Here is an 18,005-nt window from a genome sequence, read left to right on the forward strand (position 1 = left end):
TCAGGGGTCGGGAGAGAAGTACTTTGCAGCCTGAGGCGTGACGTGAAGGTAGCGCATGTCGGGATGGAGCTTGTCGTCGTTACGCAGCACGTAACCGCAGACCATGCGGTCGAGGAAATATCCGTCGAACTGTTCGCATAGTAGACTGCCGTCAACCTTCGCCTTGCCGGTGATGCTCGTATGGGCCGTGCGGTAGGCTGTATCTCCCCTGGCGTCGAAATATTGCACGAACTCTGTGCCGTTGTGATGCCGCCCCAGCCACGTCTTGTTTTCGAGCAGGCGGCGCAGTTCGTGGCCACCGAGGCGCTTAGAACCCTCCGTCTGGATGCCGAAGGGCCAGGCGGTCAGCCCGGCAGCCCGAAGATGTTCGAGGTGACGATCCAGGTCCTGCGCGGGCCAGTAGTCATAGAGGTGACGATAGTAGGTCAGGTTCGCCTCGGGAAACAGTGCTTGTAGCCTCCCAGCTTCTTCCCTTGCCGAGACTTCGTTACCGGCTGCCGCATAGGCGGCGGCGAGATACTCATGCAAGGTCTCCGAAGTCTCGAGCTCCTGCTGGATGTTGTCGAACAGCTTGATCGCCTTATTGTTTTCCTGAGCGACATAGAGGACCATGCCGGCAAGAAGCTGAAAGCTCGCAGCTGGGGTTGGATCGAGACGGAGGGCATGTTCCACCTCCGTGGTTGCCTCACGGTGACGACCGGTCAGAGCGAGTACGAGACCGAGATTGGCGTAGGCCTCGGCGTCGTTTGGCGCTGCGAGGGTGGCGCGGTTTGCTGATACGATTGCCTCGTCTGCATGGCCGTCGACCAGTTGCAGAAGCGCCAAGACACTGTGCGCCCGTGCGTTTTCCCGATCGATGTTCAGTGCCTTGCCTGCAGCGTCATAGGCGATCTTTCTTGCTACAGCTGCTGACCAGATATAGTTGTGGTCGTTGCGCCAGACGTCAACAGCAATGCGTGCGATGCCCGCGTGCGCGTCAGCGAACCGCGGGTCCAGATCGATCGCCTTTTGATAGTATGAGAGAGCTTGCCGGTAGGTCTGGACGTTGCCATAGCTCGCTCCTTGCTGCTCGGCGCGCATGTAGTAGTCGTAGGCTTCGAGGTTATCGGTGGGAATGCGTTCAATCTGGTCGCGCTCGCCGTCGCTGATCCGTACCTCCAGAGCGGAGATGATCTTGCCGATCACATCATCCTGGACGGCAAACAAGTCGGTAATCTGACGATCGTACCGTTCGGCCCAGAGCGAGAGGCCCGACATCGCATCGAGAAGCTTGACGTTTATGCGAAGGTTGATGCCCGCGCGCTGCAGACTGCCTTCGATAATATACTGCACCCCCAGTTTTCCCGCAGCAGACTGAACCGCCCCGCTCTCGTCAGCGGCTGCAGTGGCCGAGTGGCGAGCGATTACAAACAGACCCGCGACTTTGGACAGTTGTGTAATAAGGTCGTCGGTCAGACCCCTGGCCAGATAGTCCTGTTCCTTGTCGCCCGTGACGTTGATGAACGGCAATACCGCGACCGAGGGTTTCTCCGGAAGGGGATAGGCCAGACGCTCCTGAACCGGCTGAGGGGCAATTTGCTGCCAGGGCGCCCACAAGACCAGACCGCCTGCCAGAATGAGGGCCAAAAGCAGGGCACCGGCAAGCAGCCGCTTCCATACCTGACGCGGTGGCCATGGTGCGATTGGCGCCGACGCATCCAGTTTCACGAGGTAGACCCGGACGCGCTCCTCGATATTCTTGACGCGTTGTAGGCCGAGATCGACAAACTGAGCGTCCGTCTTGCCTCGCACCTGTTCGTAGGCGCTCCCAGAGACGGCGATGCCGCCTGGATCCGACAACGCCTGCAGCCTGGCGGCGATGTTCACGCCGGTGCCGTGAATGTCTTCACCCTCGGCAATGACGTCGCCAAGCGTGATGCCAATGCGAAAGATCATACGTCGATCAGCCGGAACTTCGCTTTCTGCCCGCCGCTTGACTTCCTGTACGGCGATTGCGCAGCGCAATGCGTCGATGACGCTGCGAAATTCGATCAGCAAGCCGTCGCCCATCGTCTTGACTAACCGGCCGTGATAACGGGTAAGGTTTGGCTCGAACACCTCGGCGAGGTCACGCCTGAAGTGCGCACGCGTTCCCTCCTCGTCGGTCGAGCTCAACCGGCTGTATCCTACGACGTCAGCGATCATCACGGCTGCAAGGTGGCGCTCCATCCACAACAATCCACGAGCCCCGGTCTGACACTATGCTATCGCAGGAAAGCCTTCGGGACCATCGGCTACTCATAGCCCTGACGATCTGGCTCGTCCGTTGGAAAAACAAGCGGTGGCGACCCGTGCCGACGGCACTACGGGCGCTCGATCGCTCCGGGGCAACAGGCGGAGCCGTTAAGGGTGCTTTAGATGGCAGAATGGCGGACCGCCTGAATTGATCGGACGGGACAAAGGTTTGAGGGAAGACATAAGATGCGCCGCGGCTATGCGCCGTTCTGAGACGCCTATGCGGATCCGCGAGGCGAACAGTCGCCTCGCGGTGGCTATTCTGGTTGTCAGGCAGCCTTCACATTAGCAGCCGTGGTCGCCAGGGCGGTGAGCTTTTTGTCTGTGGCTTCCTCTTCGGCCAGGTTCTGTTTCAGGAGGGGAACCGCATCCTTCAAGCCGAGCTGGTTCGCCCAAGCGATCAAAGTGCCGTAGCGGGCGATTTCGTAGTGCTCGACAGCCTGGGCAGAAGAAATAAGCCCAGCATCAAGGGCGAGCGAGTCCTTGAACTCCTCCATGATCTCCTGGCTCTCGCCGATCAATCCCTGAATCGCCTCGCAGGTTTTTCCACGGGGCGGTTTGCCGAGAATTTCAAAAACCTGTTCGAGCCGTTCGATCTGGCCCTGAGTTTCGTCGCGGTGTTGAAGGAAGCTGGCCTTGCCTTCTTCTGATTGGGCCGCGCGTGCCATTTTCGGCAGGGCCTTCAGGATCTGCTTCTCGGCATAATAGATGTCCTTGACGGTATCCAGAAAGAGATCATTTAGTGTTTTCTCGGTGGGCATTCTATCCTCCTTGTTCAATGCATGCTCTGTTGGAACCCGTGAACGTTCGGCTTGTTCCCTGCGCTGGCGCATGCCGCCAACCGGCGATAGCAGAGATGCCCTAAGGTGTTCCGCAGGGTCGAAGTCGAGACTAGCGCAAGCAGATTGAATTCTGCGCTCTATACCAGAAAGATCACCAGGATAACGAACAGCATCGCAGCGCCAAACATCGACAGTTCAATAAACCTGTCATACATCCGGTATCCTCCGTCGCAGCGTTCCGAGCGAGGCGATCGCTCTAAACGCCTCTGAGAAGAGGAAGTTCCAGAGCAAAATCCACTCTCCGGTCGGATGCGAGGCGCGGCCTGAACGCGCGCAACGGCTGGCAAGCCCAAAGGGCGACGAATAGACACTTCAGTGCTAGCTGTCACAACGCGAACGCAGTTGATGGGGACAGACTTTAAACGTCGATCATCCAATCAAACTTCAACCCCGACCGCAGTCTGGGCACGCTGCTTGTACCTTCCGCCTTTGTGGGAGCATCCATCTCAGCAGCAAGTTTTCGACGCGCACGGTTGAGCCTGCTCTTGATGGTGCCGATTGCGCATCCCAGACGCGTAGCTACTTGCTCGTAGGCCATCCCTTCAAAAACAACCAGCGTTATGACCTCCTGACCCTCCTGACTGATCCTCCCGAAGGCTTCTTCAAGCTGCCGGCCAAGAACGTGCCATTCCTGGCGAGGCATGACCGCCGAAGCGAGAAGCTGACAGTCCAAGCCTGGACACTCTCGCCGCGAAAGCTTCAGCCGCGTCAGAAAAGTATTGCGCATGATGGTAAATAACCAAGACTTTAAATGCGTCCCTGGCTGATACTGATCGATTTTAGAAAGTGCCTTGACCAGGGTTTCCTGCACCAGATCATCAGCGTCGTTTGGGTCGTGAGCAAACGTGCGTGCAAATCGCCTCAAGATCGGCACCAGTTCGGCTATTTCGGTGGCTGTACATTCCTGTTCACGAGTACGCATGACCAGTCCCTCTTTCAGCGCGAATGCACCGAGCAGCGTTTGGTTCCGCGTGAGGCCGCGTGAAAAGAAAAAAGCGGTGCTTCATCCCATCGCAACTGTCAGGCTGACGCTCTTCATCTTAGGGAGGTCCATTGCATTCAAGGGGATCGATCTCCGCCGGACGGACAGTGAAGGACCGTTGGAGATGCTGGCTCCTGAGGATTCCACCATCCAGTGGGAACATGCGATCAATATGAAAGTTTCCCCTGTTTGGGAGGAACGATCATGCACTCAGGAACCCGTAGAACTTCGAAGAACGTCGATGATTTAGATACGTTGACAAATCGGTCCCCGACAGGCGGTAATGTCGCAAACAGCACCGCCAGCCCCGACGATCCGTACGAGCATAGCGACGAAGCTTTGCCAGGCGATGAGGAAGAGCGGTCGATTGCCCAGGACCCATATCGCGAGGAGGGGCGTTTTGGCGAAACTGAAGGAACGAACTCAGTCCGGGAGTAAATGCGCTCAGAAACTCCCCCGAAAGCAGCAGACACACAGCAGAATGAGAATGACGTAGATTTCTGTATCGTGGAAATCCGTTGGTTACCTTGTTTCGGAGCCGGCCTCTCTCCTCACTTCTAAGGGGTAGGTCGCATGACCGGTGGTGTGCATGAAGTCACAAAATGCGGACGGTTCACTTTTTTTTGGCAAGCGCATCCTCGTGGTGGAGGATGATTACTTTATGGCCGACGAGACCCGTCGGAAACTGGAGAGTCTGGGAGCCACAGTGGTTGGGCCAACAGCGCACGTGGAAGATGCTTTGCAACTGCTGTCCAGCGAGCAGGTTGACGCTGCCATACTCGACATCCACCTTGATGGCGAGCTGGTGTTTGCTGTGGCAGATAGATTGACGGAATGTTCTATTCCATTTGTATTCGCCACGGGCTACGATCCCTCCATTGTCCCCGACCGCTTTCCCGGCTTTGTTCTATGCGAGAAACCTTTTGCACTCGATAAGATTGCAAAAGCCCTCTTCGGCCGAGCGCTCGGGGAAAACTGACGCACAATCTCGCGCTGGGTCGGTCTCCTGTTTGTCTGCCACGACATACTCGTCAGTTCCCAAAGACTGAAAACTGGCTTGATGGTCACGATCAGCTCCCTGGAAGACGGAGGGTGTGAAGCGCACCGGCTTCTTGTCGCGGAAGACGACGACCTGATCGCCATGGACATCGCCTTGACGCTGCGGCAAAGCGGTAGCCGGCCACATGATCTATCCGCTTGCGGATGAACTCCGGATCCGTGGCGTGCCTTTCGTCTGGGCGACTTGCGACCATTCGACACCTCGAGAAGCCTTTTGCCGTGGACGCTCTGACAACCTGATTGGGCGAGCACGCAGGATGATCGACGCAAGCAGCGGTCTAATCGACCGCATGCGGACATTTGAGGCCGGACCAAGGGCGGTGCGCACTGCCCGGAACGCGCCCGCGACTGAGCTAGGCTTGGCCTGGTTATTCTTCGGCTGCCACACGCAACTCCGAAATCCGGGCGGCGAGGCTCTTGGAAGACGGGAACCTTGGCCAGCTCCGAGGGTTTCTTGCCGGACAGGGCTTGGGGCACCCAGAATAGAAAGCGGAGAGCTACATGAACCACGCCGATATGATGACATGGGAAGGAAGGCTGAATGCGCACAGAAAGCTGTTGGTCTCCTTGGTGGCGCTGTTCGATTCAATTCCAGAGGCACGCGATGCGATCCGAAATATTGCCAGGGAACATGAAACGCACGGCGATCATGAGGAGGATCCTGGGATAGAGCCCGATGAAGCCTACGCTATTCAACGTATCGCAGCGGAAGAGGTCATCGACATTATCAGGAGCGGGATGGCGCGAAGCGCCTCCTCAGGGAACCACGCCTCGAATGATCAATTGGAAATGCCAATGTCGCCCCCAGGAGCGCCGCCTGCGGAGCATTAGCATAGCCCTGGAGCTGGGGCTCCCCGCTGAACTGGACATCATCAGACTTCGATAACGGCGTATGGTCTGCCCGTGGGTTTTTCGATGTGGGCGGCAACGTTGAATACCGGGGTGCCCGCTGGCGTGGTGCCCCTATAGGTGCCATTGTGGGCATGGCCGTGAAAGACTGCGGTGACTTTGAAGCGGTCGATGGTTTCGCTCAGCCTGGAGGAACCGAGAAAAGGATAGATTTCTGGCGGCTCGCCCTGCACCGTATCGGCAATAGGGGCGTAGTGAAGGACAACCACCGCGCGATCCGTTCTAACCTTACGTAAAGCGTTTTCAAGCCGCATCGCTTCATCCACGCTCTCGGCCACCATCGCCTTGATGGCAGGCTCGCCAAATGAGCTCAACATGTGGCGACCAAAGCCTCCGGCAAAGCCTTTTGCTCCTACAAAGCCTAAACCTTCAATCTCCACGTTCTGCCCATCGAGTATGTGCGCGCCGGCTTCAGACAGGATGCGCATCACCTCCCCCGCATGACCGCTCTCATAATCGTGGTTGCCAAGGACGGCGGCGACTGGGATCAAGCAGTGTTTCAGGTCGGCGGCAAGCAACTCGGCTTCGTATGGCTTGCCCCGGTCGGTCAGGTCCCCGGCAATTACCAACACATCTGCGACCGATGATACCTCGGCAAAAAGATCCTTGTAGGAGACGGATGCATCTTCCTTTACGTGAAGATCTGCTACCGCAGCGACATTGAGCTTGCCGTTTGATTTTGACATCAGCGCTCCTCCAGATCCTCTCTCATTTCGCCTTCACCACCGACGTCGGCGAAGCCCCATTCCGAAACGTCGATGCGGTAGTCCGAGCGCGAATACATGCGGCCGCGGCATATCTTCATCTGGGGAAGCGGCAGGCGCCGTTGCTCCTCGAGCCGTCCGATCAGCTCGTCCATGAGCCAATCTGGTATCTTGTCTCGCTCCGTCGGATAGATCCATCTGAAGTTCAGCAGATGTATCAGCAGCACTTCCCAGTGAACCTCCATGAACGCCAGCAACCTGCGCCAGTCGATACGGTCGTGCATCCGCAGAATCGTATGAACGATGTCAGCGCCATCATAGCGGCTGCGTAACTGAATAAAGGCTTTCGACCAGATTAGCTCTGTCGGAGAAATCACAGCAACCTTCTGGCCCTTAATCTCGAACGAATTGGCATGGTCGAACCACGCATCGCCGATCGGGATCGCCCCGTTAGAGGAGGCGAAGATAACGTCGAAGAAGTACTTTCCCCGAAACACCTTCCCCAACCAACGGTCGTCCTCTACCTCGATCACGTAGCCATGGTCGCGGAAATAAGCGAGTATCCGAGCGGAATCGCCGGCCTTGCAAAAGATATCGAGATCCTTTGTCGGTCGTGAAATGCCGGTATATGCGCTGACTGCAAAGGTTCCCGCCACGAGAAATGGAATCTTCGATTCCACTAACGCAGCGACTGCGTCGGCAACAAAAAGCTCCGCCTCGTCATCGACAAGTTGGGGTACAGCCCGTGGTTTGTCGGCTCGGCTGGCCCTGGTTCTTCGTTGAACGATCTTCGACATAGCGAACCTCGGATAATCGATAGAAACGCAGCGCAATCCGTCATGTTCCCCGCCAACGTTGCCGTTCATCGGGGAGCTCACAACCCTGACCCGGATCGCTCCTGTCAAATTTTTGTAGCGGATATTCGCCGCGCTGTGGCAGTGTGTGATAGGGATCAGGCGCAGGTCATACCCTTTTGCCCGAAGAGCGCGCACTGCGTGATAGAGTACCGCTGGGGGACACTGCCGATTTCGTTCGCATGCGACCGAAGGCCAGGCGGCGGAACATAGCAGCACTTGATGGTTCCGGCTCGGCCGTAGCGCCTACGCGCCGAAGCGCGGATTTCGGGCAAGTCCGCTGGAGGTTAGACCGGTTGCAAAATGATCATCGCGTGACGAGGTTTTTAAGTGATGTCGAATGACCGTGGAGGCAGGGCGCGCAGGCGTGTGAGAGGGCCGACATGTGTGCACAACCGGTCAGAGCAAAGCAGGCGAGACGATGCCTCGAGATATAAGTAGTGTTTCACCGGCTTTCATAGAACATGCCCACGGCACGGGAGCGCAGATGCGTGCTGATGCGTCGAAATGCCGACGCTGCGACCTCTATCGGGACGCTACGCAAGTCGTCTTCGGTGAAGGACCTGACAAACCGCGGGTCGTCCTGGTCGGAGAGCAACCGGGCGACCGGGAGGACAGGATCGGCCGCCCCTTCGTCGGTCCCGCAGGCCGTGTTCTAGACTCGTGCCTGGCGGAGGCAGGTGTCGATCGGTCGGCATGCTATTTGACGAACGCAGTCAAGCATTTCAAATTCAGTCAGCGCGGCAAACGACGGATCCACAAAAAGCCTAATGTTGGGGAAGTGCGCCAGTGCGCCTGGTGGCTGGGGGGAGAGATCGAATGGCTGGAACCTACACTGCTTGTGGCTCTCGGTGCGACCGCGACATTCGCGCTGTTTGGGCGACGTTACACGGTAATGGCTGACCGAGGACGGATCCTGAAAGCGGACAACGGCGCAGCTGCCCTTATCACCGTGCACCCGTCATCATTGCTGCGAAATCCTGCGCGGTCGGAAGTTCTGCAGGAGAGGATACGTTTCATCTCGGAGTTGAGCCTGATCACCCGGTTTCTCACGGCCTGACGTGTGATATCCTGCAGCCATTTTTCGACGGCACCAGCAATAATGAGAATTGACATCGCGCACATTCTGACCGGCGTAGCCCCGAGGACAAGGGCATGCCGCATTGGTCGGCCTATATAGGTGATCGGGCCGACCGTAACGGCTCTGGCTGTTCTTGACAGGTGCCGGTAGAAGCGACGAGTGGACCGCTCCTCGCCTCTGATTGAGGCGAGGCCTTTGTGGCAAGCAATGCTGCCTGCTCAGTGATCGGCCTGGGAGTGCATCCCGCCTGGCCTTGAAATGGCGGCAAGCGTTTCGCCCGTCGCGCCATTTCCACCGGACAATGCCAGGTCACCGAGCGATAGAATCCCGACCAAACGTTTTTGCCGGTTTACAACCGGTATTCGCCGGATCTGCTGATCGCCGAGATTCTGGCACACCTCGTCGATGTCTTCATCGTCAAAGCAATATTGTACGTCCGGGGTCATTACCTCGCCGACCGTCGTATCAGGCCCCTTTCCCTCCGCGACCGCCCGCACAGCGATGTCGCGGTCAGTGAGCATGCCGACCAATCTGTCATTCTCGCCGACCGGCACAACACCCGCATCGATCTGCGCCATAATACGCGCTGCCTCACGAATGGTATCTTTGGGACTGGCAACGCGAACGTGGCGGGTCATCACTTCGTTCACTCTCATTTCGTTGCTCCTTGGGAATCGTCACTCCGGATCCAACTCTGCGAAGCGGTCATGGTTCCCACGAAGCAGAAAATCTGAAGCATACACTTTGGCGAGCCCATGCTGGCGGCTGCTGCTCGATGGGAACTTGGTTCGGTTTAAGTTGTTTCTGTCATAAAAGGAGAAGTGTTATGGCCGAACCTAGGCCCGTGAGCCTATTTCCACGCTTTTCCGCCCAGTTTTCCAAGTGGGCGGGGCACCCGGCAGCCTTTGTCGTTGCGAGCGGGATCGTTCTTCTCTGGGCAATCTGCGGCCCCTACTTCGACTTTTCGGAAACCTGGCAGCTTGTCATCAACACCGGGACAACGATCGTCACGTTCCTGATGGTGTTCATCCTGCAGAACTCCCAGACACGGGAGAGCAGCGCTATTAAGGCCAAATTGGACGAGCTGATTCTTACGTCTCACGCCCAGAATGTCTTCGTTGGGATCGAGCATCTCGACGAGAATCAGATCCGGATCTTAAGTCGCAAGCTCGCGCAGAAGGCAAGAAACTCCAAAGTCCGGCCGCGCGTGGCGGGGCTTGCGCGCAAGTAGTGCCGGAACATTCTCTTCCGCAGGTCGCCAAGGCCCCTTATTTGCTGACGCGTGCGGCGATTGAGCTTGTAGGGGAAGGGGCAACCAGGGACGGTTGGCGAGTTGTCCGAGGATCCGAGAGGGGCAGGACCTTGGGCGAGACGCTAACGAGTCCTCTGAAAAGATCGGCATATCGATCAGCGCTATACTTCCAGCTGAAGTCAGAGCGCATAGCGTGGGTCTGCAGCCGCCTCATAAGGGTGGGCTGCCCGAATATATCGAAAGCGCGGTCGATTGCATGTTCGAGCTCGGTGGTCGTGACGGGATGAAACTGAATGCCGGTCGCCGTCTCCATAGCATTGGCCGCATCATTCGCATCGATGATTGTCTCGCTCAGCCCACCCGTTCGTGAGACCAGCGGGATCGCGCCATAGCGAAGCGCGTAGAGCTGTGTCAGCCCGCAGGGCTCGAAGCGCGATGGTTGAATCACAAAATCGGCGCCGCCATGAATAAGGTGTGCAAGCCCTTCGTTGTACCCGATGGAGACAGCCACGTTTTCCGGATAGTGTTTTGTAAGGACCCGCAGGCCATCTTGCAACGCTCGGTCGCCCTCGCCGCAAACGATCAAGTGCCCGCCCGAGTCAACAAGGTGCGGAACGGCGTCGATCAGAAGGTCTATGCCCTTCTGCCAGGTGAGGCGGCTGACGACGGCAAAGAGTGGACCACTGCGGCCGCTGAAGTCGAAGAGGTTCATCAGATAATTGCGATTGCCCGCGCGCCGCTCCGGGCTTTCCGGCCCAAAGGTCGAAATAAGACACGGATCCCGTGAGGGATCCCACACTTCGACATCGATACCGTTCACAATTCCCTTCAGTTTCGACTTGTTTGATTTGAGTACGCCGTCCATTCCCATGCCGAGATCATGCGTGACGATCTCTCGGGCATAGGTGGGACTGACGGTCGTCACGACGTCAGCTGTCTGAATGCCGCCTTTGAGGAAGCTAGCGGCTCCATAATACTCCAGACAATCGATGCCAAAGGCGGCTTCTGGGAGCGCGATGTTCTCAAGTTCTTCAAATCCAAACTTCCCCTGAAAGGCCAGGTTGTGAATGGTAAGTACTGTGGGTATCCGGCTTTGAAAGGTGTACTTCAAATAAACGGAAGTCAACGCAGTCTGCCAATCATGTAAATGTACGAGATCGGGTTTCCAGAATCCGCCGGTCAAACCTTCGGCAATGCTTGCTGCCGCGAACGAGATGGCGGAAAACCGCCGCCAATTGTCAGAAAAGTCACGGCCATGTTCATCCACGTAGGGGCCGCCCGGGCGACTATAAAGAGATGGCGCGTCGAGAACCAAGAGGGGCAGGCCGTTCACGTCACTGGAAAGTAGCCTGCATTCCATCCCGAAAATGTCGATGTCTGTTACCTTGGTCGGGGGGGCTAAGCGCTCGAGGACGATCGGGTAACCGGGAAGAAGCGTCCGCATGTCGATATTGTGGGCGGACATCGCCTTGGGCAATGCGCCCGCCACGTCGGCCAGCCCTCCGGTCTTGACCAGCGGGAACATTTCTGAAGTAACCGAGAGAACATTCATGCGAGCGCCCCAGGACTCTTGACTGATGACAGTGCCGCGGGTGCAACTGTGTGCCGTCGATTCAGTTCCCTGGGACAGGCCAAAATTATGCGCTGTGACGGCGGAATTCTATTCGCCGTAACGCTGATCTCCGCGCGCGAACCGCCCGGATTGCTCCTTGTGGCCTGGGTGCAGCTGGCGGCTGTGCAAGGCTGAAAGGGTGGGTCAAGACAGGCCTGGGTCTTGCAGATCATCCTTCGTGATCCACAAAGGAAGTCCCGGGCTGCCTCGATCTCGATCAAACTTCTTGCTAGCCAGGCGCTCCAGTAACTGAAGATTGTCCTTCAGCAGCGTGACCGGGCCGGAACCCTGGCCGCCCAATGCATGCAACGCCGAAAGAGTTACGCAAACTTCCACGGCGACGTTATCGGGCGTCACCATCGCCCACAAGAGGGCCATGTCTTTGGGAATGGGTTTCACGGACTGATCGAGAGGCATCTGTGTTCCAATCGTGGAGTGCTGAGCGGTCTTACCGAAGACAGGATCGCCAGTGAAAAGTCGATGATGGCCCCCCGAAATGCATGCACAGAAAACCGGTTGGCGTTATGACGGGGCACGAGACTTGCTTGTCGAGCGGTGATTCTCAGCATCTCGCGGTGCAAGTGGTTGTTACAGCAGCCCAGGGAAGGCCTCGGCACATTGGTGGCGTGGCGAGGGCCGTCTGAACACTCTCGCTAAGGCGATCCCTTTCGATGACGCATCGGTAGCTGGTGCATGCTTGGTACACCGGTAACAATGTTCGATGCATCGCACAAGGCGTCGGCGGGGCGTGTGTGCACATCGGCATGACTATTCATCATTTCATGCACAATCATCATTCCTCCAATACTTGCTTCGGGGGACATCAAACATCGCCCATTCCGGAATGTTCCAACCTCATTGATATGGCGAGCGCGTCGAACCGGATCGCAGCGCCGGACGAGCGCGTATCGAGCAGGCAGATCCACTGCGCCGGCCTTGACAGGTGTGGGAACATCCACCGCTACAATGCGTTTGAGGGTATCTTTTTCCGGAGGGTCGCATCGATGAATGATGGATTTGTTGAGCTGTCGGCTCTGGGAGTGGCCATGCTCCTGATACTGATCCTATTCGTCTAGGGTCCAAGGATTGCAGGAGCGGACCACTTGGCGCTGCGAGCAGCGCGGAGCGAATGTTGCCATAGGGGCTACCCAGGCAACCGTGGCGTGAGGACGTTGTGTATCGGCTGTGGAAAAAGGGATACTCAGGCGCCGCCCCGCCCAAGTCTTCCGGTGTGGAGGCGTTCCGCCTCGGTGTGGACGGCTCTTAGATTTTGCCCGCCGCCAAACGGCGAGCGACGCCGTCGGTATAGCGGGCGGGCTGCAACCAAGCGGAGAATAAAGATGAGCGATGCCCTCAAAGACCTCGAGGAAGGAGAAGTTTCATGGCTGAAAAAGCTCGCAGATGAAGAGGTTCATATTGTCCCCACGACCGTAGCCGAACGTCTCCGTTCGCTCGGTTGGCGATTCAGGTCGCCCCTGAATCGGCTGATGAGCTCCCCCAATTTGACCACCAAGACCTCGGAGTACGCATCAGCGCCGAAGGTTTAGAGCTGCTGAAGGCTGTCAAGCATAAACGTGGCTAGTCCGACGACCGCGTGCTGCGGCGCATCAATGCGTTCGCACGCGCGTTGAGGGACTCGGGTGAATTCCCATCTTTTAGTGTTAGCCAACTTGATTGAAAGTCATGAGGAGGGCGCGCGATAGAGAGGTGTGAGTGCTCCACCCCCGTTGGCTTCAGTCTTGGAGCGTTGGTTAACGTTCGGCTGCAAGTGCATTCGAGGCGTTGACTGCCTCGATGAGGTTTGGCCTAGACGCACGGGGACCCAGTACATGCGTGCGAAGGTCGCATGCACGGCCGCCTTCGACGGCATGCGCAGTGCGGAGGAGGCACGAACACTTTCATTGTGGCGGCAAAAGAGGTGGGGCTCTATTGCCGCTAGATGAGCCACCTGATCCGGAGGTCTGCTTGGCAGCGCGCTGAAAAAAAAGCGACGGAAGTGCATGCTTCCGCCGCCAGGTGTGGCGTGTGGGGCAATAACGCCGATTTCTGAAGATAGCGCGCAAGACCGCCTCTTTCACCGGACCTTGGTCTGATGGGGACGGGGCAAAGGTCCTTCAGCTTGACTTGACTATCGCAAGAGCGGTCTGTTCCATCCGCGCCCGCCGCGGCGGTGCCGAAAAGCAGCCTGCTCTTATGCTGTCGACGCCAGTGGTGAAAATGGTGAGCATGGTGGCCCCGGTCTGCCAGGGGCATGCCCTGACAGCGATCACTTCCTGGAAATTTGGTTGGGTCCAAGACGGATGCGAATACCTCCCTCTTGTGCGGCGTAGATGAATGCTTCCCGGGCGACTTTGCGCGGGACACCCCCTTCCAGGGCGGCGCGGCATAGACTCGTCGCCAACGAGTGTGCGGCGCCACCTTTTACGGGCCAGTGACTAAGGCATTCAGCTGCATCCCTGGTACTTGTGATTTTTCGAAATCGTCCCGGACCGTCGAGTTCGAGTTCAACAGATTTTGTCCAGTAGCTCGGGTTTCCCATGATGTAGCCTCCGTTCCCTCCGAGGTAAAACATCTTGAAAACCCGATAGTTCCGGCCATTGCGCGGGCTTTGGGCACAGGGCAGTGATCGCTTCAGTGTGCAAGGTCTTTGGCGAAGTCAGGCAGAAGTCCGCTTAACCTGAAAAATCCGTGGGTCCACCTCTCGTTTTTGGGTGAAATCCGCTCCCCTGAAGGTGGTTTAGGGACGGTCGTGGCGTTGGCTGGGGCCCGCCTGGCGAAAGCCAGAATTTGGTGGCCATTGCCTACCCGTCTGCTTGCTCGGGCATTCTTTTGGCGCCCAATCCACGAACGCTCCCGCTTATCGCTCGCCCACAACCTTGCCGGCACGGCCCGCCGCCCCATATCGCTATCGGCATGTCCATTCAGAGCGAACGAAAGATATTTGGCCACCTGCAGGTAGTCCTGCCTTTTCTCGTCACCGGCTGCGCAGGCAGGCAGTCGGCGCTTGATCCGGCAGGACAGGAGGCGGCAGAGGTCTACCACCTGTCCGTTGTTATGGTTATCGGGGGCGGGATTATCTGGCTGACCGTCATCGGGCTGCTGACGCATGCCTGTCGCCGCCGGCGATCAGCTTGGTCGGAGGAAGGGGCGGGGAGGCTGATCGCCTGGGGCGGTGTCGCCTTTCCGGTGATCGTCCTCTTCGCGCTGCTTGTGTATACGATATGGCTGATGCCTTCGATCCGGCCATGGCTCGGGCGCGCTGTCGCCGAGCCCGATCGCATCCAGGTAATCGGCGAGCAGTTCTGGTGGCGCGTCCGCTACCCGGCCGAGGAGGGCGTCGCGGGATTCGAAACTGCCAACGAAATACGGCTCCCCGTCGGCGAACGTGTTGTCTTCTCCCTACGTGCCGACGATGTGATCCACTCCTTCTGGATACCGTCACTGGGAGGAAAAATGGACATGATCCCGGGCCGTACAAATGTCCTTTCGCTTTTGCCGACGAAGACAGGAGTGTTCAGAGCGCCCTGCGCGGAATTCTGTGGCGTCTCGCACGCCTATATGGCGTTTTCGGTCGTGGTGATGGAACGGGATGCCTTTGACGACTGGAGGCGAAAGCAGGCGTCGGGAAACCGGCCTGAAGGCAGCAAGGGTGAGCGATTGTTCACCCATCACGGCTGTGTTGGCTGTCATTCGGTGAGGGGCACCACGCCGATCGCCGGGCTGGGCCCCGATCTGACCCATTTTGCGGATCGCTCGACCGTTGGGGCGGGGACGCTCGCAAACACGCGCAAGAACATTGAACGATTTATCCGTGACCCGTCCGCGATCAAACCCGGCGCCAAGATGCCCGCCTTCGATATGGTGCCGCCCGGCGATATTGCAGCGATATCGGGATACCTGGCGGGTTTGCGATGACCGACGTCAGCATGAGGGACCTCAGTCATGAAGAGCGCGCGAAACAGGAGCGGGAACTGCGTGAAGTCTGGCAGACACCGTCTGGCTGGCGCTACTGGACTTCCGTTAACAATACGGAGATAGGCCTGTGGTACGGTGCCACGGCGTTCATCTTCATGCTGTTCGCGGGCGTCCTTGCGCTGCTTGTTCGCGTGCAGCTCGCTGTCCCGGAGAACGGATTTCTTTCGGCCGAGGTCTTCAACCAGGCATTCACGCTGCACGGAACGGTGATGATGTTCCTGTTCGCCGTGCCCGTATTCGAAGCTGTCGCAATCTTTCTGCTGCCATCGATGCTGGGCGCGCGCGAATTGCCGTTCCCGCGCCTGGCCGCTTTCGGCTTCTGGAGCTTCGCGCTGGGTGGCGTCTTCGTATGCGGGTCTATTTTCTTCGGGGCAGCCCCCAACACCGGCTGGTTCATGTATCCGCCGCTCGCAACCGACAAGGCGTATTCGGGCGTCGGCGCCGATATCTGGCTTCTCGGCCTGTCCTTCATCGAAGTGGCTTCCATCGCCGCGGCAGTCGAACTGATTGCCGGCATCATGAAGTGTCGTGCGCCGGGCATGCGCATCAACATGATGCCGCTATTTGCCTGGTACCTGCTGATCGTGGCCGGGATGATCCTGTTCGCCTTCCCGCCGCTAATCGCCGGCGACATCCTGTTCGAGATGGAGCGGATGTTCGGCTGGCCGTTCTTCGATGCCAAGCGCGGCGGCGATCCGCTGCTGTGGCAGCACCTGTTCTGGATCTTCGGGCATCCCGAGGTCTACATCGTCTTCCTGCCGGCCATCGCAATTATGGCCATGATCGTGCCCACTTTTGCTCAGCGTCCGATTGTCGGATATTCCTGGATCGTGCTCGCGGCGGTCGGCACCGGCTTTCTCAGCTTCGGCCTGTGGGTGCATCACATGTTCGCCACCGGTCTGCCGCAGATTTCGCTCGCCTTCTTCTCGGCCGCCTCGGAGGCGGTCGCGATCCCGACCGGGGTACAGATTTTCGTCTTCATTGCGACGCTGCTTGCCGGACGCGTCATCTTTTCCGTGCCGATGCTGTTTGGGGCCGGCGGGCTTGCAATCTTCGTAGTCGGCGGGCTCACGGGGGTGATGGTGGCGCTGGTGCCGTTCGATTGGCAGGCCCACGACACCTATTTCGTCGTCGCCCACCTGCATTATGTCCTGATCGGCGGCATGCTGTTTCCAGTTACCGCCGGTATCTACTATTACTATCCGCTCATAAATGCCCGCAGACTGTCCGAACGGCTCGGCAAAATCGCTTTCTGGCTGATGTTCGCGGGCTTCAACGTCGCCTTCTTCCCCATGCACCTGGCGGGCCTGCGCGGCATGCCGCGCCGGGTGTTCACCTATCCCGCGGACGTCGGATGGGAGTGGTTAAACCTCATCTCGACGCTGGGAGCGTTCATTTTCGCCGCGGGTGTCGCCGTCGTGGTGATCGACGTCGTTCGCCCGAAGCACCGCCAGCCGCCGCTGGAGATGAATCCCTGGCGGGCTGGTACGCTGGAATGGATCAGTGAGCCGGAGGAGACCTGGGGCGTGCGCTCGATTCCGATCATCAAGAGTCGCTACCCGATCTGGGACCAGCCGGGCCTGCTCGACGACATCAAGGCGGGTCGCTACTACCTTCCGGACGTGCAGGACGGGGCGCGCGAGACGCTGGTGACGTCTGTACTGGATGCGCGACCAGAACAGTGCCTTCGGGTCGGTGGCACCTCGATCATGACCATGGTCGCGGCGTTTTCGCTGGGCGGTGTCTTCATCGCCCTGACCTTTCACTGGTGGATGCTCACGCTGGTCTGCGCGACTCTCACGTTCGCTGCAATCACCGCCTGGCTCTGGACCGGGACGGCGCAAATCCCCCGCTCGGAAGTCCGCCACATCGGTCTGGGCAAAAGCCTGCCGCTCTACCGTTCCGGACCACAGTCCGTCGGCTGGTGGGGGATGTTCATAACCATGGCAGGTGACGGCACCGCCTATGCCAGCCTGATGTTCGGCTACTTCTTCTACTGGACGATTCACGACGACTTTACCGCCGGACATGCGGGACCGGGAATGCTGTGGCCGCTCCTGGCCGCAAGCCTGTTTCTGCTCGCCTGGCTTGCCATGTTGATGGCGCGCCGCGTCAATGGTTCCGACAGGCGGTGGCTGATGCGTGCGATGCTCATCTTCTCGGCCTTTCTGACCGCCGCCGGGTGTGGCGCCGGACTGGCCGGCCCGCATTTGAACGCGATGGATCCGACCGCGCACGTCTATCCTGCGATCGTCTGGGTCATTGCCCTCTGGACGGCCGTGCATGGTGCACTGGCCATCGTCATGCAGGCCTACTGCCTGGCCCGCAGCCTTGCCGGTCGCATGAGCGCACGACACGACATGGATCTGCAGAACGTCGTGCTCTACTGGCATTTCCTGGTCATCACGGCCGTAACGTCGTTTGGCGTGCTCGGCCTGTTTCCCGCTGTGAGGTGACGCGG

At 58.4% G+C, this 18,005-nt stretch carries 16 protein-coding genes; 8 read left to right on the plus strand and 8 right to left on the minus strand.

Annotated elements, in window-relative coordinates; translation table 11 throughout:
• The 3 genes from P0086_RS02140 to P0086_RS02150 form a co-directional block, all read right to left on the minus strand.
• Entirely contained in the window at positions 1 to 2,208 is a 2,208-nt protein-coding gene (locus tag P0086_RS02140) for an adenylate/guanylate cyclase domain-containing protein (protein WP_275782244.1), read from the minus strand.
• A 335-nt stretch (positions 2,209 to 2,543) separates the two neighbouring features.
• On the minus strand, positions 2,544 to 3,035 hold the full coding sequence (locus P0086_RS02145) for a ferritin-like domain-containing protein (RefSeq protein WP_112596642.1): 492 nt from the start codon (positions 3,033 to 3,035) through the stop codon (positions 2,544 to 2,546).
• Positions 3,036 to 3,474: 439 nt separating this feature from the next.
• Positions 3,475 to 4,038, minus strand: coding sequence for a sigma-70 family RNA polymerase sigma factor (locus tag P0086_RS02150; RefSeq protein WP_148189272.1), 564 nt, complete (start codon positions 4,036 to 4,038; stop codon positions 3,475 to 3,477).
• Here P0086_RS02150 and P0086_RS02155 point away from each other — a divergent pair.
• From P0086_RS02155 to P0086_RS02165, 3 genes are all read left to right on the plus strand, one after another.
• A complete protein-coding gene (locus tag P0086_RS02155) occupies positions 4,037 to 4,348 on the plus strand; it encodes a hypothetical protein (RefSeq protein ID WP_275782245.1) in 312 nt (103 codons plus the stop codon). The genes P0086_RS02150 and P0086_RS02155 overlap by 2 nt on opposite strands.
• A gap of 339 nt (positions 4,349 to 4,687) precedes the next feature.
• Complete coding sequence (locus tag P0086_RS02160; protein ID WP_112596637.1) at positions 4,688 to 5,077, plus strand: response regulator; 390 nt, start codon at positions 4,688 to 4,690, stop codon at positions 5,075 to 5,077.
• A 581-nt stretch (positions 5,078 to 5,658) separates the two neighbouring features.
• A complete protein-coding gene (locus P0086_RS02165) occupies positions 5,659 to 5,988 on the plus strand; it encodes a hypothetical protein (protein WP_112606040.1) in 330 nt (109 codons plus the stop codon).
• Positions 5,989 to 6,029: 41 nt separating this feature from the next.
• Here P0086_RS02165 and P0086_RS02170 read toward each other — a convergent pair whose 3' ends face one another.
• Both P0086_RS02170 and P0086_RS02175 read right to left on the minus strand, forming a co-directional pair.
• A complete protein-coding gene (locus P0086_RS02170) occupies positions 6,030 to 6,752 on the minus strand; it encodes a metallophosphoesterase (protein WP_275782246.1) in 723 nt (240 codons plus the stop codon).
• Positions 6,752 to 7,567, minus strand: coding sequence for a nucleotidyltransferase (locus P0086_RS02175; RefSeq protein ID WP_112596631.1), 816 nt, complete (start codon positions 7,565 to 7,567; stop codon positions 6,752 to 6,754). Before P0086_RS02175 ends, P0086_RS02170 begins: the two co-directional genes overlap by 1 nt.
• A gap of 478 nt (positions 7,568 to 8,045) precedes the next feature.
• On the opposite strand from P0086_RS02175, the gene P0086_RS02180 reads away from it, so the two are divergent.
• Positions 8,046 to 8,684: a UdgX family uracil-DNA binding protein gene (locus P0086_RS02180; RefSeq protein WP_275782247.1), complete on the plus strand. Its 639-nt coding sequence runs from the start codon at positions 8,046 to 8,048 to the stop codon at positions 8,682 to 8,684.
• A 239-nt stretch (positions 8,685 to 8,923) separates the two neighbouring features.
• On the opposite strand, the gene P0086_RS02185 is transcribed toward P0086_RS02180, so the two are convergent.
• A complete protein-coding gene (locus P0086_RS02185; RefSeq protein WP_112606037.1) occupies positions 8,924 to 9,361 on the minus strand; it encodes a CBS domain-containing protein in 438 nt (145 codons plus the stop codon).
• A gap of 170 nt (positions 9,362 to 9,531) precedes the next feature.
• Here P0086_RS02185 and P0086_RS02190 point away from each other — a divergent pair, with 170 nt between their 5' ends.
• Positions 9,532 to 9,936, plus strand: a complete 405-nt coding sequence (locus P0086_RS02190; RefSeq protein WP_275782248.1) for a low affinity iron permease family protein — start codon at positions 9,532 to 9,534, stop codon at positions 9,934 to 9,936.
• A gap of 37 nt (positions 9,937 to 9,973) precedes the next feature.
• On the opposite strand, the gene glgA is transcribed toward P0086_RS02190, so the two are convergent.
• Both glgA and P0086_RS02200 read right to left on the minus strand, forming a co-directional pair.
• On the minus strand, positions 9,974 to 11,509 hold the full coding sequence (glgA, locus tag P0086_RS02195) for a glycogen synthase GlgA (RefSeq protein WP_275782249.1): 1,536 nt from the start codon (positions 11,507 to 11,509) through the stop codon (positions 9,974 to 9,976).
• 204 nt (positions 11,510 to 11,713) lie between these two features.
• The gene (locus tag P0086_RS02200) at positions 11,714 to 11,986 is read right to left on the minus strand and encodes a hypothetical protein (RefSeq protein WP_112606028.1); all 273 of its coding nucleotides are present in this window, start codon (positions 11,984 to 11,986) and stop codon (positions 11,714 to 11,716) included.
• Between the two features lie 923 nt (positions 11,987 to 12,909).
• Here P0086_RS02200 and P0086_RS02205 point away from each other — a divergent pair.
• From P0086_RS02205 to ctaD, 3 genes are all read left to right on the plus strand, one after another.
• Positions 12,910 to 13,116 carry a hypothetical protein gene (locus P0086_RS02205; RefSeq protein ID WP_275782250.1) on the plus strand — a complete coding sequence of 69 codons (207 nt, stop codon included), beginning with the start codon at positions 12,910 to 12,912 and terminating at the stop codon, positions 13,114 to 13,116.
• Between the two features lie 1,366 nt (positions 13,117 to 14,482).
• Positions 14,483 to 15,484, plus strand: a complete 1,002-nt coding sequence (coxB, locus tag P0086_RS02210) for a cytochrome c oxidase subunit II (RefSeq protein ID WP_148188214.1) — start codon at positions 14,483 to 14,485, stop codon at positions 15,482 to 15,484.
• Positions 15,481 to 18,000, plus strand: a complete 2,520-nt coding sequence (gene ctaD / locus P0086_RS02215) for a cytochrome c oxidase subunit I (RefSeq protein ID WP_275782251.1) — start codon at positions 15,481 to 15,483, stop codon at positions 17,998 to 18,000. The genes coxB and ctaD overlap by 4 nt, the downstream gene beginning before the upstream one ends.
• Positions 18,001 to 18,005 lie beyond the last annotated feature (5 nt).

The organism is Mycoplana sp. MJR14 (assembly GCF_029210525.1).
GTDB lineage: Bacteria > Pseudomonadota > Alphaproteobacteria > Rhizobiales > Rhizobiaceae > Mycoplana.